This is a genomic window from Rhizobium hidalgonense (assembly GCF_002914525.1).
Classification (GTDB): domain Bacteria; phylum Pseudomonadota; class Alphaproteobacteria; order Rhizobiales; family Rhizobiaceae; genus Rhizobium; species Rhizobium hidalgonense.
The window spans coordinates 1-15,684 of sequence record NZ_LODW01000082.1; the positions used below are offsets into that span (position 1 = coordinate 1).

Here is a 15,684-nt window from a genome sequence, read left to right on the forward strand (position 1 = left end):
GCGGGCTCAGCTCCATCACCGCAAGCGCTAGCTAGGCTGCCGGCGGATGGCGTCAAGTTACAAGGGGGTTATCACACGGCACGCCCCTGCTTCCATATTCCAGACAAGCAAAAAGGCCGGAAGGGATCTACCCGTCCGGCCTTTATTTGGAAATCCGAACCGATCAGGCGGCTTCGGTGGTATGGGCCCTGCGGACCTCTTCGTCCGTCAGGATGCCGCTGGCGCGCAGCAGGGCGGCGAAGCGGCCGTTGCTGTGGCTGAGATCGTCGAAGCTGCCCTGTTCGACGACGCGGCCGTCATCCAGGAAGAGCACCATATCGGCTTCGCGGACCGTCGACAGGCGGTGGGCGATGATGAAGGTGGTGCGATTCTCCCGCAGATTGTCGATCGCGGCCTTGACGCGGTTTTCGGTCTCGACGTCGAGCGCCGAGGTCGCCTCGTCGAGCACCAGGATCGGCGCGTCCTTGAGGATGGCGCGGGCAATCGCGATACGCTGGCGCTCGCCGCCGGAGAGCTTGTTGCCGCGCTCGCCGACATGGGTATCGTAGCGATCCTCACGGGTCTCGATAAAGTCTGCGGCGGCGGCGGCCTCGGCCGCACGGCGCATTTCCTCTTCGCTGGCGCCCTCGCGGCCAAGGCGGATGTTTTCGCTGATCGAGCGGTTCAGCAGGCCCGCATCCTGGAAAACGGTGGCGATGTGGCGACGCAGCGACTTGCGGGTCACCTTGGTAATATCGGTGCCGTCGACGAGGATCTGGCCGCCCTGGGGGTCGTAGACACGCTGCAGCAGGTTGACGAGCGTCGTCTTGCCGGCGCCGGTCGGGCCGACGATCGCAACCGTCTGGCCTGCCTTCACCGAGAAGGAGACATTGTGCAGGCCCTGCGAGCTGTTGCCGAAGCCGAAGGAGACGTCGCGGAACTCGATCGCACCCTTGACGTCCTTGATCTCGCCATTGCCGGCCGGTTCTTCGCGTTCGCGCACCGAATCTTCGAGCGCATAGAATTCCTCGAGCTTGGAACGGGCTTCGAAAATCTGCGTGGCGAACTGGCGCATCAGGTCGAGGCGGCCAATCAGCAGGTTGGCAAAGCCGATGAAGGCGATGACGTCGCCGACGCGCAGCTGGCCGGCCTGGACGAGCATGGTGCCGATGATCAGGACCACCATCATGGCAATGGTCGACGCCATACGGTTCAGCGCGCTGGCGATCGCCCACCAGTCGAGCACCGGATACTGGGCTTCGAGCAGGCGGTCGGCGAATGATTTCAGCGCCCGGGTTTCAGCCTCGATGCGGTTGTAGCTGTGCAGGACCGAAACGTTGCTGATCGAGTCGCTGACATGCGAGAAGACGGTGTGATAATGGTTTTCGACCGAAGCCTGGCCGTCTTTGGTGCGGCTCATGACGACGCGGCCGATCAGCCAGTAAGCGACGGCGAGCACCATGAGGACAGCGGAAAGGCGCATGTCCATCGACATTGCGGTCGGGATCAGAAGAGCAAGCGCGATGACCGTCGACAGGTGGTTACGCATGAATTCCAGCCAGAGGCCGAACAGCGTTTCGCAGGCGCGCAGCAATGTATGCAGCGCGTTGGAGGTGCCGCGCTGGTGGTGCCAGCCAAGCGGCATGGAAATGATCCGGCCAAAGGCTTCCGTCAGCAGCGTCGCCCGCCGGCCATGGGCCAGCCGGTCAGCCTCGCGGGCGACTAGGACAAAGGCAATCGTGTTGAAAACGGCGAACGTCGCCCACATGAAAAGGATAGGTTTGACCTCGCCCTTGCCGGAAATCGCATCGATAATGCGACCGAACAGGATCGGCTCCGCGATGGTGATCGTCGCCAGAACGATGTTTGCCACCACGACCAGGGATACGCGCAGCTTGTAGGCGCTGAGATAGCGCAGAGCTCTTGCATAGACCTTGAATAGTGTCACGTCGAACCTCTTGTGCATCTGCGAAAACGGGATGATGCGATGCTACAAAAGGCTACCTGAACCGGCGATTAACGGCGTATGCAGGGGTTCAATTTCAATCGACGATTAACCCAATCGTACTATCGCAGGATGCGACGGATTGGCCATGGCAACCGAATTGCTGCGCGGTTATATCCCGCAACAATTTGCGCTTGCATTTTAATAAAAATTTAGCGCAGCATTGAAATTAGAGACTGCATTTTTTGAAGAAGACCGTTTCGCGACCTATCTGACAAGCCGCCGACGGCCTCGATGCGGGCATCACGTCCGGGCAAGGGGCATTTTTGTGAATATTAATGTGCTGATTCAGTTGCTTATCATTCTGGAAGAAACACCACATGCTCGGGCCGTGGTCAGCGAGTTGGAGCAGGTAATCGAGAATTGCGGCTTCGAATATTACGACCTGCTTCGTCATCTGCCGCGAAATCCGGCGCAGCGGAATCCGGAGCCCCGGGCGGCGGCGCTAGCCGGCCGCTGGCCGGAACAATGGCCGCAAATCTATACTGCGAAAAAATATGCTCTGATCGATCCGATGGTGCGTTACCTCGCTCATGCGCAGCGGCCTTTCCGCTGGCGGGAAAGTCTCGCAGCCTTCGGCAAGGATGCGCAGCAGCGCCGCATGGAGCAGATGATGGTCGACGCCTTCGGTCATGGGCTGGAAGACGGCTATATCTTTCCCATCCACGGACGGAACGGCATTCTTGGCAGCCTCAGTCTCGCCGGCAAACCTGTCGAGCTGTCGCCGGTGGAGATTGCCCTGTTTGAGGCGGTGGCGCGCAAGAGCTTCTGGCGATTGCTCGAGCTGAAAGACGAGGCGCAGGCGCTGGAAACCGTGCTGCCGGCCGACACACCGCTGACGCGGCGCGAAATGGAGATCCTGCATTATCTCGCCGAAGGCATGACTTCGATGGAAATCAGCAAGATGCTGAAGATCTCGAACCACACCGTCGACTGGTATATGAACGGCTTGCAGAACAAACTGAAGGCGAAAAACCGGCAGCAGGCGGTGGCGCTTGCCTTCCGTCACCGCCTAATTAGCTAAAGCATGCGAATATACCCGATTTTCATGCCGTTTCTTTGATTTCGAAAGGGATTTAGATTTAACACGCTTTGGCGCGTCGCATCGAATTTCAACGATGCGACGCGCTTAAGCCTCTGTTTTTGCATGTCGTTCTGTCGGGACCACGGCACACTGCGGGGCGACATGCAGGAGAATGGCGAGAAATTGCATTTCGCAGTCGCAAGAGAAATTGAACTTCCTGTGACAAGAAGTTAAGAATTTCCTTCGCGGGTGCAGCATGCCCGCGTCTGAACGTCTGAGGAGACCGTTTTGCCCATTTCCAAGATTCTCGTTGCCAATCGCTCCGAAATTGCCATTCGCGTGTTCCGCGCGGCCAACGAGCTTGGAATAAAAACCGTGGCGATCTGGGCCGAAGAGGACAAGCTGGCGCTGCACCGCTTCAAGGCGGACGAAAGCTATCAGGTCGGCCGCGGCCCGCATCTTGCGCGCGATCTCGGGCCGATCGAAAGCTATCTGTCGATCGAGGAGGTGATCCGCGTCGCCAAGCTTTCGGGCGCCGACGCCATTCACCCGGGTTATGGCCTGCTGTCGGAAAGCCCCGAATTCGTCGATGCCTGCAACGAGGCCGGCATCATCTTCATCGGCCCGAAGGGCGACACGATGCGCCAGCTCGGCAACAAGGTCGCGGCCCGCAATCTGGCGATCTCGGTCGGCGTGCCAGTCGTGCCGGCGACCGAGCCGCTGCCTGACGATATGGCCGTGGTGGCGAAGATGGCGAATGATATCGGTTACCCCGTCATGCTGAAGGCCTCCTGGGGCGGCGGCGGCCGCGGCATGCGCGCCATCCGTGATCCGAAGGATCTCGCCCGCGAGGTGACCGAGGCCAAGCGCGAGGCGATGGCCGCCTTCGGCAAGGACGAGGTCTATCTGGAAAAGCTCGTCGAGCGCGCCCGCCACGTCGAAAGCCAGGTTCTCGGCGATACGCATGGAAATGTCGTGCATCTGTTCGAGCGTGACTGCTCGATCCAGCGCCGCAACCAGAAGGTCGTCGAGCGCGCGCCAGCCCCCTATCTCTCGGAAGCGCAGCGCCAGGAACTCGCCGCCTATTCGCTAAAGATCGCGGCGGCGACCAACTATATCGGCGCCGGCACCGTCGAATATCTGATGGATGCCGATACCGGCAAATTCTACTTCATCGAGGTCAATCCGCGCATCCAGGTCGAGCATACGGTGACCGAAGTCGTCACCGGCATCGACATCGTCAAGGCGCAGATCCATATCCTCGACGGCTTTGCGATCGGTACGCCGGAATCCGGCGTCCCCGCTCAGGCCGACATCCGCCTCAACGGCCATGCGCTGCAGTGCCGTATCACCACCGAAGATCCGGAGCACAACTTCATTCCGGATTACGGCCGCATCACCGCCTATCGCTCGGCTTCCGGTTTCGGCATCCGGCTTGACGGCGGCACCTCCTATTCGGGCGCGATCATCACCCGCTACTACGATCCGCTGCTCGTCAAGGTCACGGCGTGGGCGCCGAACCCCTCCGAAGCCATCAGCCGCATGGACCGGGCGCTGCGCGAATTCCGCATCCGTGGTGTCGCCACCAACCTGACCTTCCTCGAAGCGATCATCGGCCATCCGAAATTCCGTGATAACAGCTACACCACGCGCTTCATCGACACGACGCCGGAACTGTTCCAGCAGGTCAAGCGCCAGGACCGCGCGACGAAGCTGCTCACCTATCTCGCCGACGTCACCGTCAATGGCCATCCCGAGGCCAAGGACCGGCCGCGGCCATTGGAAAACGCCGCGCAGCCGGTAGTGCCCTATGCCAACGGCAATGGCGTCAAGGACGGCACCAAGCAGCTTCTCGACACGCTCGGCCCGAAGAAATTCGGCGAATGGATGCGCAACGAGAAGCGCGTGCTTCTGACCGACACGACGATGCGCGACGGCCATCAGTCGCTGCTCGCCACCCGCATGCGCACCTATGACATTGCCCGCATCGCTGGCACCTATGCGCATGCGCTGCCGAACCTCTTGTCGCTGGAATGCTGGGGCGGCGCCACCTTCGACGTGTCGATGCGCTTCCTGACGGAAGATCCATGGGAACGTCTGGCGCTGATCCGCGAGGGCGCGCCAAACCTGCTGCTGCAGATGCTGCTGCGCGGCGCCAACGGTGTCGGCTACACCAACTATCCCGACAATGTGGTCAAATATTTCGTCCGCCAGGCGGCCCGCGGCGGCATCGATCTCTTCCGCGTCTTCGACTGCCTGAACTGGGTCGAGAACATGCGGGTGTCGATGGATGCGATTGCCGAGGAAAACAAGCTCTGCGAGGCGGCGATCTGCTATACAGGCGATATTCTGAACTCGGCCCGCCCGAAATACGATCTGAAATATTATACCGACCTTGCCGTCGAGCTGGAAAAAGCCGGCGCCCATATCATTGCGCTCAAGGATATGGCCGGCCTGCTCAAGCCTGCGGCGGCGAAGGTGCTGTTCAAGGCGTTGCGCGAAGCGACCAGCCTGCCGATCCATTTCCACACGCATGACACGTCGGGGATCGCGGCGGCGACCGTGCTTGCCGCGGTCGACGCGGGCGTAGATGCCGTCGATGCGGCGATGGATGCGCTGTCCGGTAATACTTCGCAGCCCTGTCTCGGCTCGATCGTCGAGGCGCTGCGCGGTACCGAGCGCGATCCTGGCCTCGATCCGGAATGGATCCGCCGCGTCTCCTTCTATTGGGAAGCGGTGCGCAACCAGTATGCCGCCTTCGAAAGCGATCTGAAGGGTCCGGCATCGGAAGTCTATCTGCATGAAATGCCGGGCGGTCAGTTCACCAATCTCAAGGAACAGGCCCGCTCACTGGGTCTGGAGACCCGCTGGCATCGGGTGGCGCAGGCCTATGCCGACGCCAACCAGATGTTCGGCGATATCGTCAAGGTAACGCCGTCCTCCAAGGTGGTCGGCGACATGGCGCTGATGATGGTCTCCCAGGACCTGACGGTTGCCGATGTCGTCAGCCCCGACCGCGAAGTCTCCTTCCCGGAATCGGTGGTGTCGATGCTGAAGGGCGATCTCGGTCAGCCGCCATCGGGATGGCCGGAAGCGCTGCAGAAGAAGGCGCTGAAGGGCGACAAGCCCTATACCGTGCGTCCCGGTTCGCTGCTGAAGGAAGCCGATCTCGATGCCGAGCGTAAGGTCATCGAGACCAAGCTGGAACGTGAGATCAGCGATTTCGAATTCGCCTCCTATCTGATGTACCCGAAGGTCTTCACCGACTTCGCGCTGGCCTCCGATACCTACGGCCCGGTTTCGGTGCTGCCGACGCCTGCCTATTTCTACGGGCTTGGGGATGGCGAGGAGCTGTTTGCCGATATCGAACGCGGCAAGACGCTGGTTATCGTCAACCAGGCGATGAGTGCGACCGACAGCCAGGGCATGGTCACCATCTTCTTCGAGCTCAACGGCCAGCCGCGCCGCATCAAGGTGCCGGACCGCGCCCATGGGGCAACGGGCGCCGCCGTCCGCCGCAAAGCCGAACCCGGCAACGCCGTCCATGTCGGTGCGCCGATGCCGGGCGTCATCTCCCGCGTCTTCGTCTCTCCAGGCCAGGCCGTCAGTGCCGGCGACGTGCTCGTTTCGATCGAGGCGATGAAGATGGAAACGGCGCTGCACGCGGAAAAGGACGGCACCATCGCCGAAGTGTTGGTCAAGGCGGGCGATCAGATCGACGCCAAGGACCTGCTCGTCGTCTATGGCGGTTGAGCAATCGGCGGCTGTTCTGCTGCCGCCGATCTGCCAGCCAATCACCCGATTGTGTATGATCGGGCTGCCAAAAAGCTGATTTTTTCGGAGCTTTTGCCGCCTCCTCGCCTTGCCCAGCGAGGAGGCTTTCTCATAGACTTGTGATCCCACCACCCGCCCCCCAAGACCAATCAGGATATCATCTCCATGACCAAGCTGAAGATTGCCGTCATTGTCGGCAGCACGCGTATTGGCCGTTTTGCCGAACATCCGGCCAAGTGGATCGCCGAACTGGTCGGCCAGCGCCCCGATCTGGACGTCGAGATTCTCGATCTTCTCGACTATCCCATGCATTTCTTCGGCGAAGCGCGCGCCACGACGGCGGAAAGCGACTCCGCTGAGCGCTGGAAAAAGAAGCTGCGCGAATTCGACGGCTTCATATTCACTGTCGCCGAGTACAACCATGCGCCGACGGCTGTTTTGAAGAACGCCATCGATCTCGGCGAATTCATCCAGAAGCCGGTCGGTTTCGTCGGTTACGGCGGCGTCGGCGGCGCCCGTGCAGTCGAGCAGCTGCGCCTGATCTTCGTGGAAATGAATGCTGCTTCCGTCAAGACCGGCGTCCACATCGCATTCAGCGAATATCTTGCCGTTCTCAAGGAGGGCAAGAGCCTTGGCGACTACGCCCATCTCAACGAGGCTGCGAAGAACCTGCTCGATCAGATCACCTGGTGGGGCAATGCGCTGAAGGCTGCGCGCTCCGTCGTCACCTCGGCCTGAGGAAGGGCGCTTAGACGCAAAAGGGTCTCACGTGAATCACGATTCACGTGAGACATTCAGATGTCGTAGGTATGGGCGGCGTTGATCGTCGAGATGAAGCGCTTGGTGCGTTCGCGCTCCGGCGCAGTGAAGATCGCCCTGGCGCTGCCCGTTTCCACCACGCTTCCGGCTTCCAGGAAGACGACGTCATTGGCGATCTTCGACGCAAGCCTGAGATCGTGGGTCGCCATCACCATCGTCGTCCCTTCACGGGCAAGCTGGCCGAGCACATCGACCACTTCGGCCGAAAGTTCCGGATCGAGCGCCGAAGTCGGCTCGTCGCAGAGCAACACGCGCGGCGACGGCGCCAAGGCGCGAGCGATCGCCACACGCTGCTGCTGACCGCCTGAGAGCGTCGACGGCCAAGCGTCGGCCTTATGGGTCATGCCGACCTTGGTCAAGAGCTCCATGGCGCGTGCACGCGCCTTTTCCCGCGGCCATCTCAGCACCGTCACCAGGCCTTCCATGACATTCTCGATCGCGGTTTGATGCGGGAAAAGCTGAAAATTCTGGAAGACCATGCCGGTCTGGCGGCGGATCTTCTGGATCGCCTGCCAGCTCGTTCGTTGACCCGGTGCAAAGGACAGCGTTTCCTCTCCGAGGCGGATTGCCCCGGCGGTGGGGATTTCGAGCAGGTTGATGCAGCGTAGCAGCGTGCTCTTGCCGCCGCCGGACGGTCCGACCAGCGCGGTGACGCTGCCTTCGGGAATCCGGATGCTGATATCCTTGAGGATGACGGCGTCGCCGAAGCGCTTTTCGATGTTGGAAAGCTCGATCATGCATTGGCCTCCAGCATGCCGCCGTAGCGCGCGAAGCGGCGCTCCAGCCGCACTTGCAGCTGCGAGAGAACGGAGCTCAGCACAAGATAGAGCAGCGCCGCCTCGATATAGAGGATCAGCGGTTCATAGGTGGTGGCGACGATGCGCTGCGCTGCCTGAAAGAGCTCCGGCACGGTGATGGCGGCAGCAAGCGAAGTATCCTTGACCAGCGAGATGAAGGTGTTTGACAGCGGCGGTACGGCGACGCGGGCGGCCTGCGGCAGGATGGTGCGGCTCATCGCCTGGCGCCAGCTCATGCCGATCGAATAGGCGGCCTCCCACTGGCCCTTCGGCACCGAGGAGATGACGGCGCGGATGATCTCGGAGCTGTAGGCGCCGATATTCAGGGTAAAGCCGATGAGGGCGGCGGGAAAGGCATCGAGCAGGATGCCGATGCTTGGCAGGCCGTAGAAAATCACGAAGAGCTGGACGAGCAGCGGTGTGCCGCGGATCACCCAGACATAAAAGCGGGCAATAGCCGCGACCGGCGCGGGGCCGAACAGTCGGGCAATCGCGGTAATCAGCCCGAGGAGCAATCCGAATACGAAGGAAAGCAGCGTGAGGGGGATGGTGAAGATCAGTCCCGCCCAGAGGAGTGAGGGGAGCGATTCCGCCATCAGTTGGAGCCAGTGCGGCAAGGGGTATTCCCTCTCGGTTGGATCGTCGTATCTCGGAATACCCCTCCCCAACCCCTGGGTTGGGGAGGGGACTTCTTTGACAGGAACTTACTTCGAAACGTCCTGGCCGAAATACTTGTCGGCGATCTTCTTGTAAGTACCGTCGGCCTTGATGTCGGCAAGCGCCTTATTGATTTCGGCAAGAAGCTCCGGCTCGTTCTTGCGGATGATGATGCCGGAATAATCGGCATTTTCCTGCTCGGCGGCGATCTTCACCGGCGCGTCCGGCTTGTGCTTCTTGAAATCGAGGAAGGAGAGACTGTCGTTGATCGTCGCGTCGGCGCGCTTGGTCAGCACCAGCTGGATCGACTGGTCGAAACCGTCGGTGCCGACGAGCTCGGCGCCGGCTTCGGTTGCGATCTTGCCGAAGTTGCTGGTCAGCGACTGGGCGGATTTCTTGCCCTTGAGGTCGGCGAAAGTCTTGATGCTGTCGTCGCCGTCGCGGACGATCAGTACGGCCTTGGAAGCGATATAGGGCTCGGAGAAATCGTATTTCTGCTTGCGGGCTTCGGTGATGCCAACCTGGTTGATGACGGTGTCGTAGCGCTTGGCGTCGAGGCCGGCGATCAGGCCATCCCACTTGCCCTCGACGAACTCGGCCTTGACGCCGAGTTTGGCGGCGATCGCTTCGCCGATCTCGACGTCGAATCCGACGAGCTTGCCGCTTTCGTCATGATAGGTGAAGGGCGCGTAGGTGCCTTCGGTGCCGATCTTGAAGACGCCGGCCGATTTGATGGTGGCGAGGTTTTCGCCGGCATGGGCCGGCAGGAGGGCTGCAGCCTGAATGAGGGCGGCGGCGGCGACGGTTTTCAACCAGTTCATAGTTTTATCCATCCTTGGGAGGTTGTGATCGGATGAGAGATAGTTCGCAGAAACCTAGGGCGCCGGAAGCGTAAAAAACTGCGAATAAAAGCGGCAACTGCAAATATTTTTCTCAAGCGGCCGGTTGAACCGGTAATGCCTTGGAAAATACGCATCACACGGCGATAGGGCGACGCAACCTTTCGCTGACGATGATGATCAGCCCGGCGCCGAGGATCATGCATGCGCCGGCGATGACGTTTAGCGTCGGGATATCGGCCCAGATCAGATAGCCGAGGAGGAAGGCCCAGACGAGCGAGGTATATTCGAATGGCGCAAGCACGGAGACGGGTGCACGGCGCATGCCTTCGAAGAGGGCGAACTGCGCCGAGCCGGCAACGACGCCGGTGGCGATGAGAAGTGCCAGCTGCGTCATGTCAGGGGTGCGCCAGGTATAGAGGACGGAACACCTGTCATAATAAGGAAGAAGACGTTGGAAACGGCGAGCTGGACGGTGGTCTTCTCATGCAGCGAGGTCTTGCGCAGCAGCACCATGGCGGAGGCCCAGAGGACGGCTGCCTGCAGCGCCAGATAGACCGGCCAGGAAATGGCAAGACCGATTGGGTTGCAAGCAATGAGCACCCCGACGAACCCGACGCCGACGGCGAGCCAGCGCGCAGGCGTGACCTCCTCCTTGAGGATGAGCCATGCAAGCAGGGTGCCGACGACGGGGGCGGCGTAATAAAGCGTGGTCACCTCGGCCAGCTGCAGGTGGCTTGCGGCGGAATAATAGGAAAGCCATGCTGAGAGAAGAAGGATGCTGCGGGCGATCATCGGCTTGATGATCGGCGATGCCATCGTCTGGCGGACGAGCTTGCCGCGGCCAAAGGCGAGACAACCGAGCAGGATCGTCAGACTGCGGAAAAACAGGATCTGCCAGACCGGGATGCTTGAAGTCAGGATCTTGATCATCGCGTCATGGAAGGTGAACGCCATATAGGCGGCGCTCGTGAGCAGAATGCCCAGGCTGACGGAGTTTTTCACGGGAGATGCACCAGATGGCGGGTTGCCGGCGGGGAATCGAGAATATCCGATCGATATTCTCAGGCCACGAACCGGTCAATAGGCCATATTTCGATCTGGTGGCGGAGCTTTGTTTCATAACGTCAGAAAACGTGTGAACATGCATATTGCCTGCACGATCATCAGCGTTTATGCACGTTTTCCAATTATCTGAGGTGTCGAACCGGTAAGAACATGCAGGATTTTTTGTTGCGGGAGCGCCAGGGTGTGATTTCGGAAAGGCTGCGGTTGAACGGCCGCGTGCTGGCGGCGGAACTCGCGCTCGAATTCGGCGTCTCCGAGGATACAGTGCGGCGCGACCTGCGTGAAATGGCAAAAGCGGGCCTTTGCGAGCGAGTTTATGGCGGCGCTTTGCCGGTTTCGCCGGCGCATGAAAGCTTGGCGCAGCGCATCGGTTTTGCCGCTGATCGCAAGCAGGCCTTAGCGCAGGCTGCGGCGAAGCAGATCGCTGCCGGTTCGTGCGTGTTTTTCGATGCCGGCAGCACCAACCTGGCAATTGCAAATGCATTGCCGGCCGAACTCGAACTGACGGCTGCAACGAATGCGCCGGCGATCGCCGTAGCGCTGATCGACAAGCCCGCCGTCAACGTCATCCTGATCGGTGGAATGGTGGATCGGCAGACCGGCGGCGCGCTCGGTGCCAAGGCATTGCGGGATATGGAGCAGATTTCGCCCGATCTCTGCATCCTCGGCGCTTGCGGCATCGATCTCGAGGCCGGCATTACGGTGTTCGGCTTCGAGGATGCGGAGTTCAAACGGTTTGCGGCATCGAGAAGCAAGAAGGTACTCGCGGCGGTAACCTCGGAGAAATTCAGCACCGCTGCTCCCCACAGCATCCTCCCGGTTGCGCATTGCGAGTGCCTCGTCGTCGAGCACAATGCCGATCCCGCAATTCTTGCGGGTTACCGCGAGCGTGGGTGCAGGACCGTCATCGCTGAAAAAACGAACTGAGCCGCCACTTTAGAGTTAAGAAAAAACGGGCGCTCCCAAGCCCGAGAACGAGGAAAGACCGAAATGGATAGCCATGTGAATGCGCCGCCGGCAGCTCGAAGCGGCTTCGTTACCAGAAGCCGGGCGGCGGTTTCGCTGCTCTTTCTCATGAACGGTTTCGTCGTCGGCTGCTGGGCTCCGAAGATCCCGGATTTTGCTGAACGTCTGGCGCTCTCCAAGTTCGAGCTTGGGCTGATGATCCTCGTCTTCGGCGTCGGCTCGCTGGTGATGATGCCGATCGCGGGCGCCCAGATCGCCAAACACGGCTCGCGTATCGTCGTTCAGGTGTTGGCTGTCTGTGTGTTGCCCCTGCTCCTGGCCTTGACGCTGGCGCCGAACGTGATCACCGGGGCAATCTCGCTCTTCCTGTTCGGCGGTTTCATCGGCGCCATGGATGTGGCGATGAATGCCAATGCGGTGTCGGTCGAAAAATCCATGCGCCGCTCCATCATGTCGTCCTGCCACGCTTTCTGGAGCCTCGGCGGGTTGATCGGCTCGGGTCTCGGCGGCATCGTGATTTCCAAGCTCGGCATTCTCGGCCATGCCGAGCTGGCGACGGTGCTGGCGGCGATCTTCCTTGCTCTGGCATGGCCGATGATCCTGGCCGATCCGCCGCATCCCGACACCAAGAAAGAAAAGACCAGGCTGCCGATGGTGCCGCTGCCGTGGCTGCTCGGATTGATGGCCTTGTTTTCCATGGTGCCGGAAGGCGCGGTGCTCGACTGGGGCGCGCTCTATCTTCGCCAGGAAATGGATGCGTCCGTGGCGCTGTCCGGTCTCGGTTTTGCAGCCTTTTCGGCGACGATGGCAATCATGCGTTTTGCCGGCGATCTGGTGCGCGATCGTCTGGGTGGCGTCAAGACGCTGCGGATCTGCACGCTTTTTGCCATTGTCGGCATGCTGCTTGCAGGCTTGGCCCCCAATGCCGAGCTCGCCATTCTGGGCTTTGCTTTTTGCGGTATCGGCATTTCCAACATGGTGCCGATCGCTTTCTCGGCGGCGGGCAATATTCCCGGACTTAAGCCCGGCATCGGCATCTCGGTGGTCACCACCATGGGCTATTCCGGCATGCTGGTTGCGCCGTCCCTGATCGGCTTCGTCGCCGAGCATGTCGGCTTCGCGGCGGTCTTCATGGCGCTGCCGGTGCTGCTGTTGGTCGTTCTGCTGTTCTCCAAACTGGCCCATTATGCCGACGGAGTTTCCGGGGGCGGCCACTGAGGCGCCTCCCGACAAAAGTGATATCAGGAGCGGTTGACAAGGAAGCAGTCATGATCCACCTGAAAGACACTGTTTCTAAAGCGCGTCGCAATCTTTCAGATTGGGTCCTCGCGCTTTAGGTCTTTGTTTGACGCATGTCGTTATCGCAAAACCGCTCACACACTTTTGCGCGACATGCTTTAGGGGTGCAAGAACTCTTCATGTCTTCAGCCGCCGATTTTGATCCGAAACCGCGCCGCGCTTCCGTTGCCGTCGATGTCGGCGGCGTCATCGTCGGCGGCGGGGCGCCGGTCGTCGTGCAATCGATGACGAATACCGATACGGCCGATATCGATTCGACCGTCGCCCAGGTCGCGGCCCTCCACCGGGCGGGCTCGGAGCTAGTGCGCATCACCGTCGACCGCGATGAGAGTGCGGCCGCCGTGCCGAAGATCCGCGAGCGGCTGCTACGGCTCGGAATGGACGTGCCGCTAATCGGCGACTTTCATTATATCGGACACAAGCTGCTTGCCGATCATCCCGATTGTGCCGCAGCGCTGGCGAAATATCGCATCAACCCCGGCAATGTCGGCTTCAAGGACAAGAAGGACAAGCAGTTCGCCGAGATCATCGAGATGGCGATCCGCTATGACAAGCCGGTGCGCATCGGCGTCAACTGGGGTTCGCTCGATCAGGATCTGCTGACGGCGCTGATGGACCAGAATGCCGCGGCCGGCTCGCCGCTTTCCGCCCGGCAGGTGACGCGCGAGGCGATCGTGCAGTCGGCTCTGCTTTCGGCAGCCCTTGCTGAAGAGATCGGCCTGCCGCGCAACCGCATCATCCTGTCGGCCAAAGTCAGCCAAGTGCAGGACCTGATCGCCGTCAATTCGATGCTCGCCGAGCGCTCCAATCATGCCTTGCACCTCGGTCTGACAGAGGCCGGCATGGGCACTAAGGGCATCGTCGCCTCGTCGGCGGCGATGGGCTTCGTGCTTCAGCACGGCATCGGCGATACGATCCGCGTGTCGCTGACACCGGAGCCGAACGGCGACCGCACGCGCGAAGTCCAGGTGGCGCAGGAAATCCTGCAGGTCATGGGCTTCCGCCAGTTCATCCCTGTCGTTGCCGCCTGTCCCGGCTGTGGGCGCACGACGTCGACAGTCTTCCAGGAACTGGCCCAGAACATCCAGAACGACATCCGCAAGAATATGCCGATCTGGCGCGAGAAATATCCCGGCGTCGAGGCGCTGAACGTCGCCGTGATGGGCTGCATCGTCAACGGACCAGGCGAAAGCAAACATGCCGATATCGGCATTTCGCTTCCCGGCACCGGCGAGACACCGGCAGCCCCTGTGTTCATCGACGGCAAGAAGGCGCTGACGCTGCGCGGCCCCAATATCGCCGCCGACTTCGAGGTGCTTGTCGTCGATTATATCGAGAAGCGTTTCAGCCAGCGGACGGCGGCGGAATGAAGGTCAGCGAATTCGAATGAGCCGGTACTGGTCTGATATCGTCAGCAGGCTCCAGCCCTATGTCGCCGGGGAGCAACCGCGTATTCCCGGCCTGGTCAAGCTCAACACCAACGAGAACCCCTACGGGCCTTCGCCGAAGGCGCTGGAGGCGATCAGGCAAGCAGCGGACGATCGTCTGCGGCTCTATCCCGACCCGGCGGCGACGGAATTGCGCGAGACGATCGCGGCTCGTCACGGTCTGACGGCGGGCGAAGTTTTTGTCGGCAACGGCTCGGACGAGGTCCTTGCCCATACTTTTCAGGCACTGTTGAAACACGAGCGGCCGCTTCTCTATCCCGATGTCACCTATAGCTTCTATCCGACTTATAGCCTGCTATACGACATCGAGGCGATCGAGATTCCTGTCGATGACGGGTTCCAGATCCGGCTGGCGGATTACGACAGGCCATGCGGCGCCATCATCATCCCCAATCCGAACGCACCGACCGGCATCGGCCTGCCGCTCGCCGACATAGAGGCGCTTGTCGCCGCCCATCCGGGTGCGGTCGTGGTGATCGACGAGGCCTATGTCGATTTCGGCGGTGACAGCGCTGTCCCGCTTATTCCCAAATATCCCAATCTGCTTGTCATTCAGACCCTGTCGAAATCCCGCTCCTTTGCGGGCCTACGCGTCGGTTTTGCGCTGGGCCAGCGGGACCTGATCGAGGCGCTGGTGCGCGTCAAGGACAGCTTCAATTCCTATCCGCTCGATCGCCTGGCGCAGGTCGCCGCGACGGCGGCGATCGAGGACGAAGCATGGTTCGAGACATGCCGGAAGAAGCTCATCGCCAGCCGGGACGGCCTGGTGCGAGAGCTCGAAGCGCTGGCTTTTCAAGTGCTGCCGTCCCAGGCGAATTTCGTGTTTGCAAGGCATGACAGCCGGTCGAGCGCAACACTTTTAGCGGCTCTCAGGAAGCGTGGCGTTCTCGTCCGCCAATTTGCCAAGCCGCGTATTTCGGATTTCCTGCGCATCAGCATCGGCACCGACGAGGAATGCGCCCGTCTGATTGCCGCTCTCAAAGAGATATTGGCAGCCTGAGCTGCCGGT

The 15,684-nt window shown here is 60.8% G+C and carries 11 protein-coding genes and 1 pseudogene; 7 read left to right on the forward strand and 5 right to left on the reverse strand.

The features are described 5' to 3' along the window. Positions 1-163: 163 nt before the first annotated feature. Positions 164-1,927, reverse strand: coding sequence for a glucan ABC transporter ATP-binding protein/ permease (locus tag ATY29_RS25190; RefSeq protein WP_025417342.1), 1,764 nt, complete (start codon positions 1,925-1,927; stop codon positions 164-166). Between the two features lie 325 nt (positions 1,928-2,252). On the opposite strand from ATY29_RS25190, the gene ATY29_RS25195 reads away from it, so the two are divergent. The 3 genes from ATY29_RS25195 (at position 2,253) to ATY29_RS25205 (ending at position 7,520) form a co-directional block, all read left to right on the forward strand. After that, positions 2,253-3,008, forward strand: a complete 756-nt coding sequence (locus ATY29_RS25195) for a LuxR family transcriptional regulator (protein ID WP_025417341.1) — start codon at positions 2,253-2,255, stop codon at positions 3,006-3,008. Positions 3,009-3,296: 288 nt separating this feature from the next. Beyond that, entirely contained in the window at positions 3,297-6,761 is a 3,465-nt protein-coding gene (gene pyc / locus ATY29_RS25200; protein ID WP_097533218.1) for a pyruvate carboxylase, read from the forward strand. 186 nt (positions 6,762-6,947) lie between these two features. Beyond that, positions 6,948-7,520 carry an NADPH-dependent FMN reductase gene (locus ATY29_RS25205; protein WP_097533219.1) on the forward strand — a complete coding sequence of 191 codons (573 nt, stop codon included), beginning with the start codon at positions 6,948-6,950 and terminating at the stop codon, positions 7,518-7,520. Positions 7,521-7,576: 56 nt separating this feature from the next. Here ATY29_RS25205 and ATY29_RS25210 read toward each other — a convergent pair whose 3' ends face one another. The 4 genes and pseudogenes from ATY29_RS25210 to ATY29_RS25225 all read right to left on the reverse strand — a co-directional run bounded on the left by ATY29_RS25210 (position 7,577) and on the right by ATY29_RS25225 (position 10,899). Next, positions 7,577-8,338: an amino acid ABC transporter ATP-binding protein gene (locus ATY29_RS25210; protein WP_025417339.1), complete on the reverse strand. Its 762-nt coding sequence runs from the start codon at positions 8,336-8,338 to the stop codon at positions 7,577-7,579. Beyond that, complete coding sequence (locus tag ATY29_RS25215; protein ID WP_003567587.1) at positions 8,335-9,015, reverse strand: amino acid ABC transporter permease; 681 nt, start codon at positions 9,013-9,015, stop codon at positions 8,335-8,337. The genes ATY29_RS25210 and ATY29_RS25215 overlap by 4 nt, the downstream gene beginning before the upstream one ends. Positions 9,016-9,102: 87 nt before the next feature. Continuing rightward, entirely contained in the window at positions 9,103-9,876 is a 774-nt protein-coding gene (locus ATY29_RS25220; RefSeq protein WP_003567585.1) for an amino acid ABC transporter substrate-binding protein, read from the reverse strand. A gap of 154 nt (positions 9,877-10,030) precedes the next feature. After that, a pseudogene (locus tag ATY29_RS25225) lies at positions 10,031-10,899 on the reverse strand (DMT family transporter). A gap of 213 nt (positions 10,900-11,112) precedes the next feature. Between ATY29_RS25225 and ATY29_RS25230 the strand changes: the two are divergent. The 4 genes from ATY29_RS25230 to hisC all read left to right on the forward strand — a co-directional run bounded on the left by ATY29_RS25230 (position 11,113) and on the right by hisC (position 15,675). Next, positions 11,113-11,889 (forward strand): DeoR/GlpR family DNA-binding transcription regulator, encoded by a 777-nt coding sequence (locus ATY29_RS25230; protein WP_037091824.1) that lies wholly within the window; start codon positions 11,113-11,115, stop codon positions 11,887-11,889. A gap of 63 nt (positions 11,890-11,952) precedes the next feature. Further along, a complete protein-coding gene (locus tag ATY29_RS25235) occupies positions 11,953-13,146 on the forward strand; it encodes an MFS transporter (protein WP_003567579.1) in 1,194 nt (397 codons plus the stop codon). A 200-nt stretch (positions 13,147-13,346) separates the two neighbouring features. After that, on the forward strand, positions 13,347-14,597 hold the full coding sequence (gene ispG, locus ATY29_RS25240) for a flavodoxin-dependent (E)-4-hydroxy-3-methylbut-2-enyl-diphosphate synthase (protein ID WP_097533220.1): 1,251 nt from the start codon (positions 13,347-13,349) through the stop codon (positions 14,595-14,597). A 16-nt stretch (positions 14,598-14,613) separates the two neighbouring features. Next, positions 14,614-15,675, forward strand: a complete 1,062-nt coding sequence (hisC, locus tag ATY29_RS25245; protein WP_097533221.1) for a histidinol-phosphate transaminase — start codon at positions 14,614-14,616, stop codon at positions 15,673-15,675. Positions 15,676-15,684 lie beyond the last annotated feature (9 nt).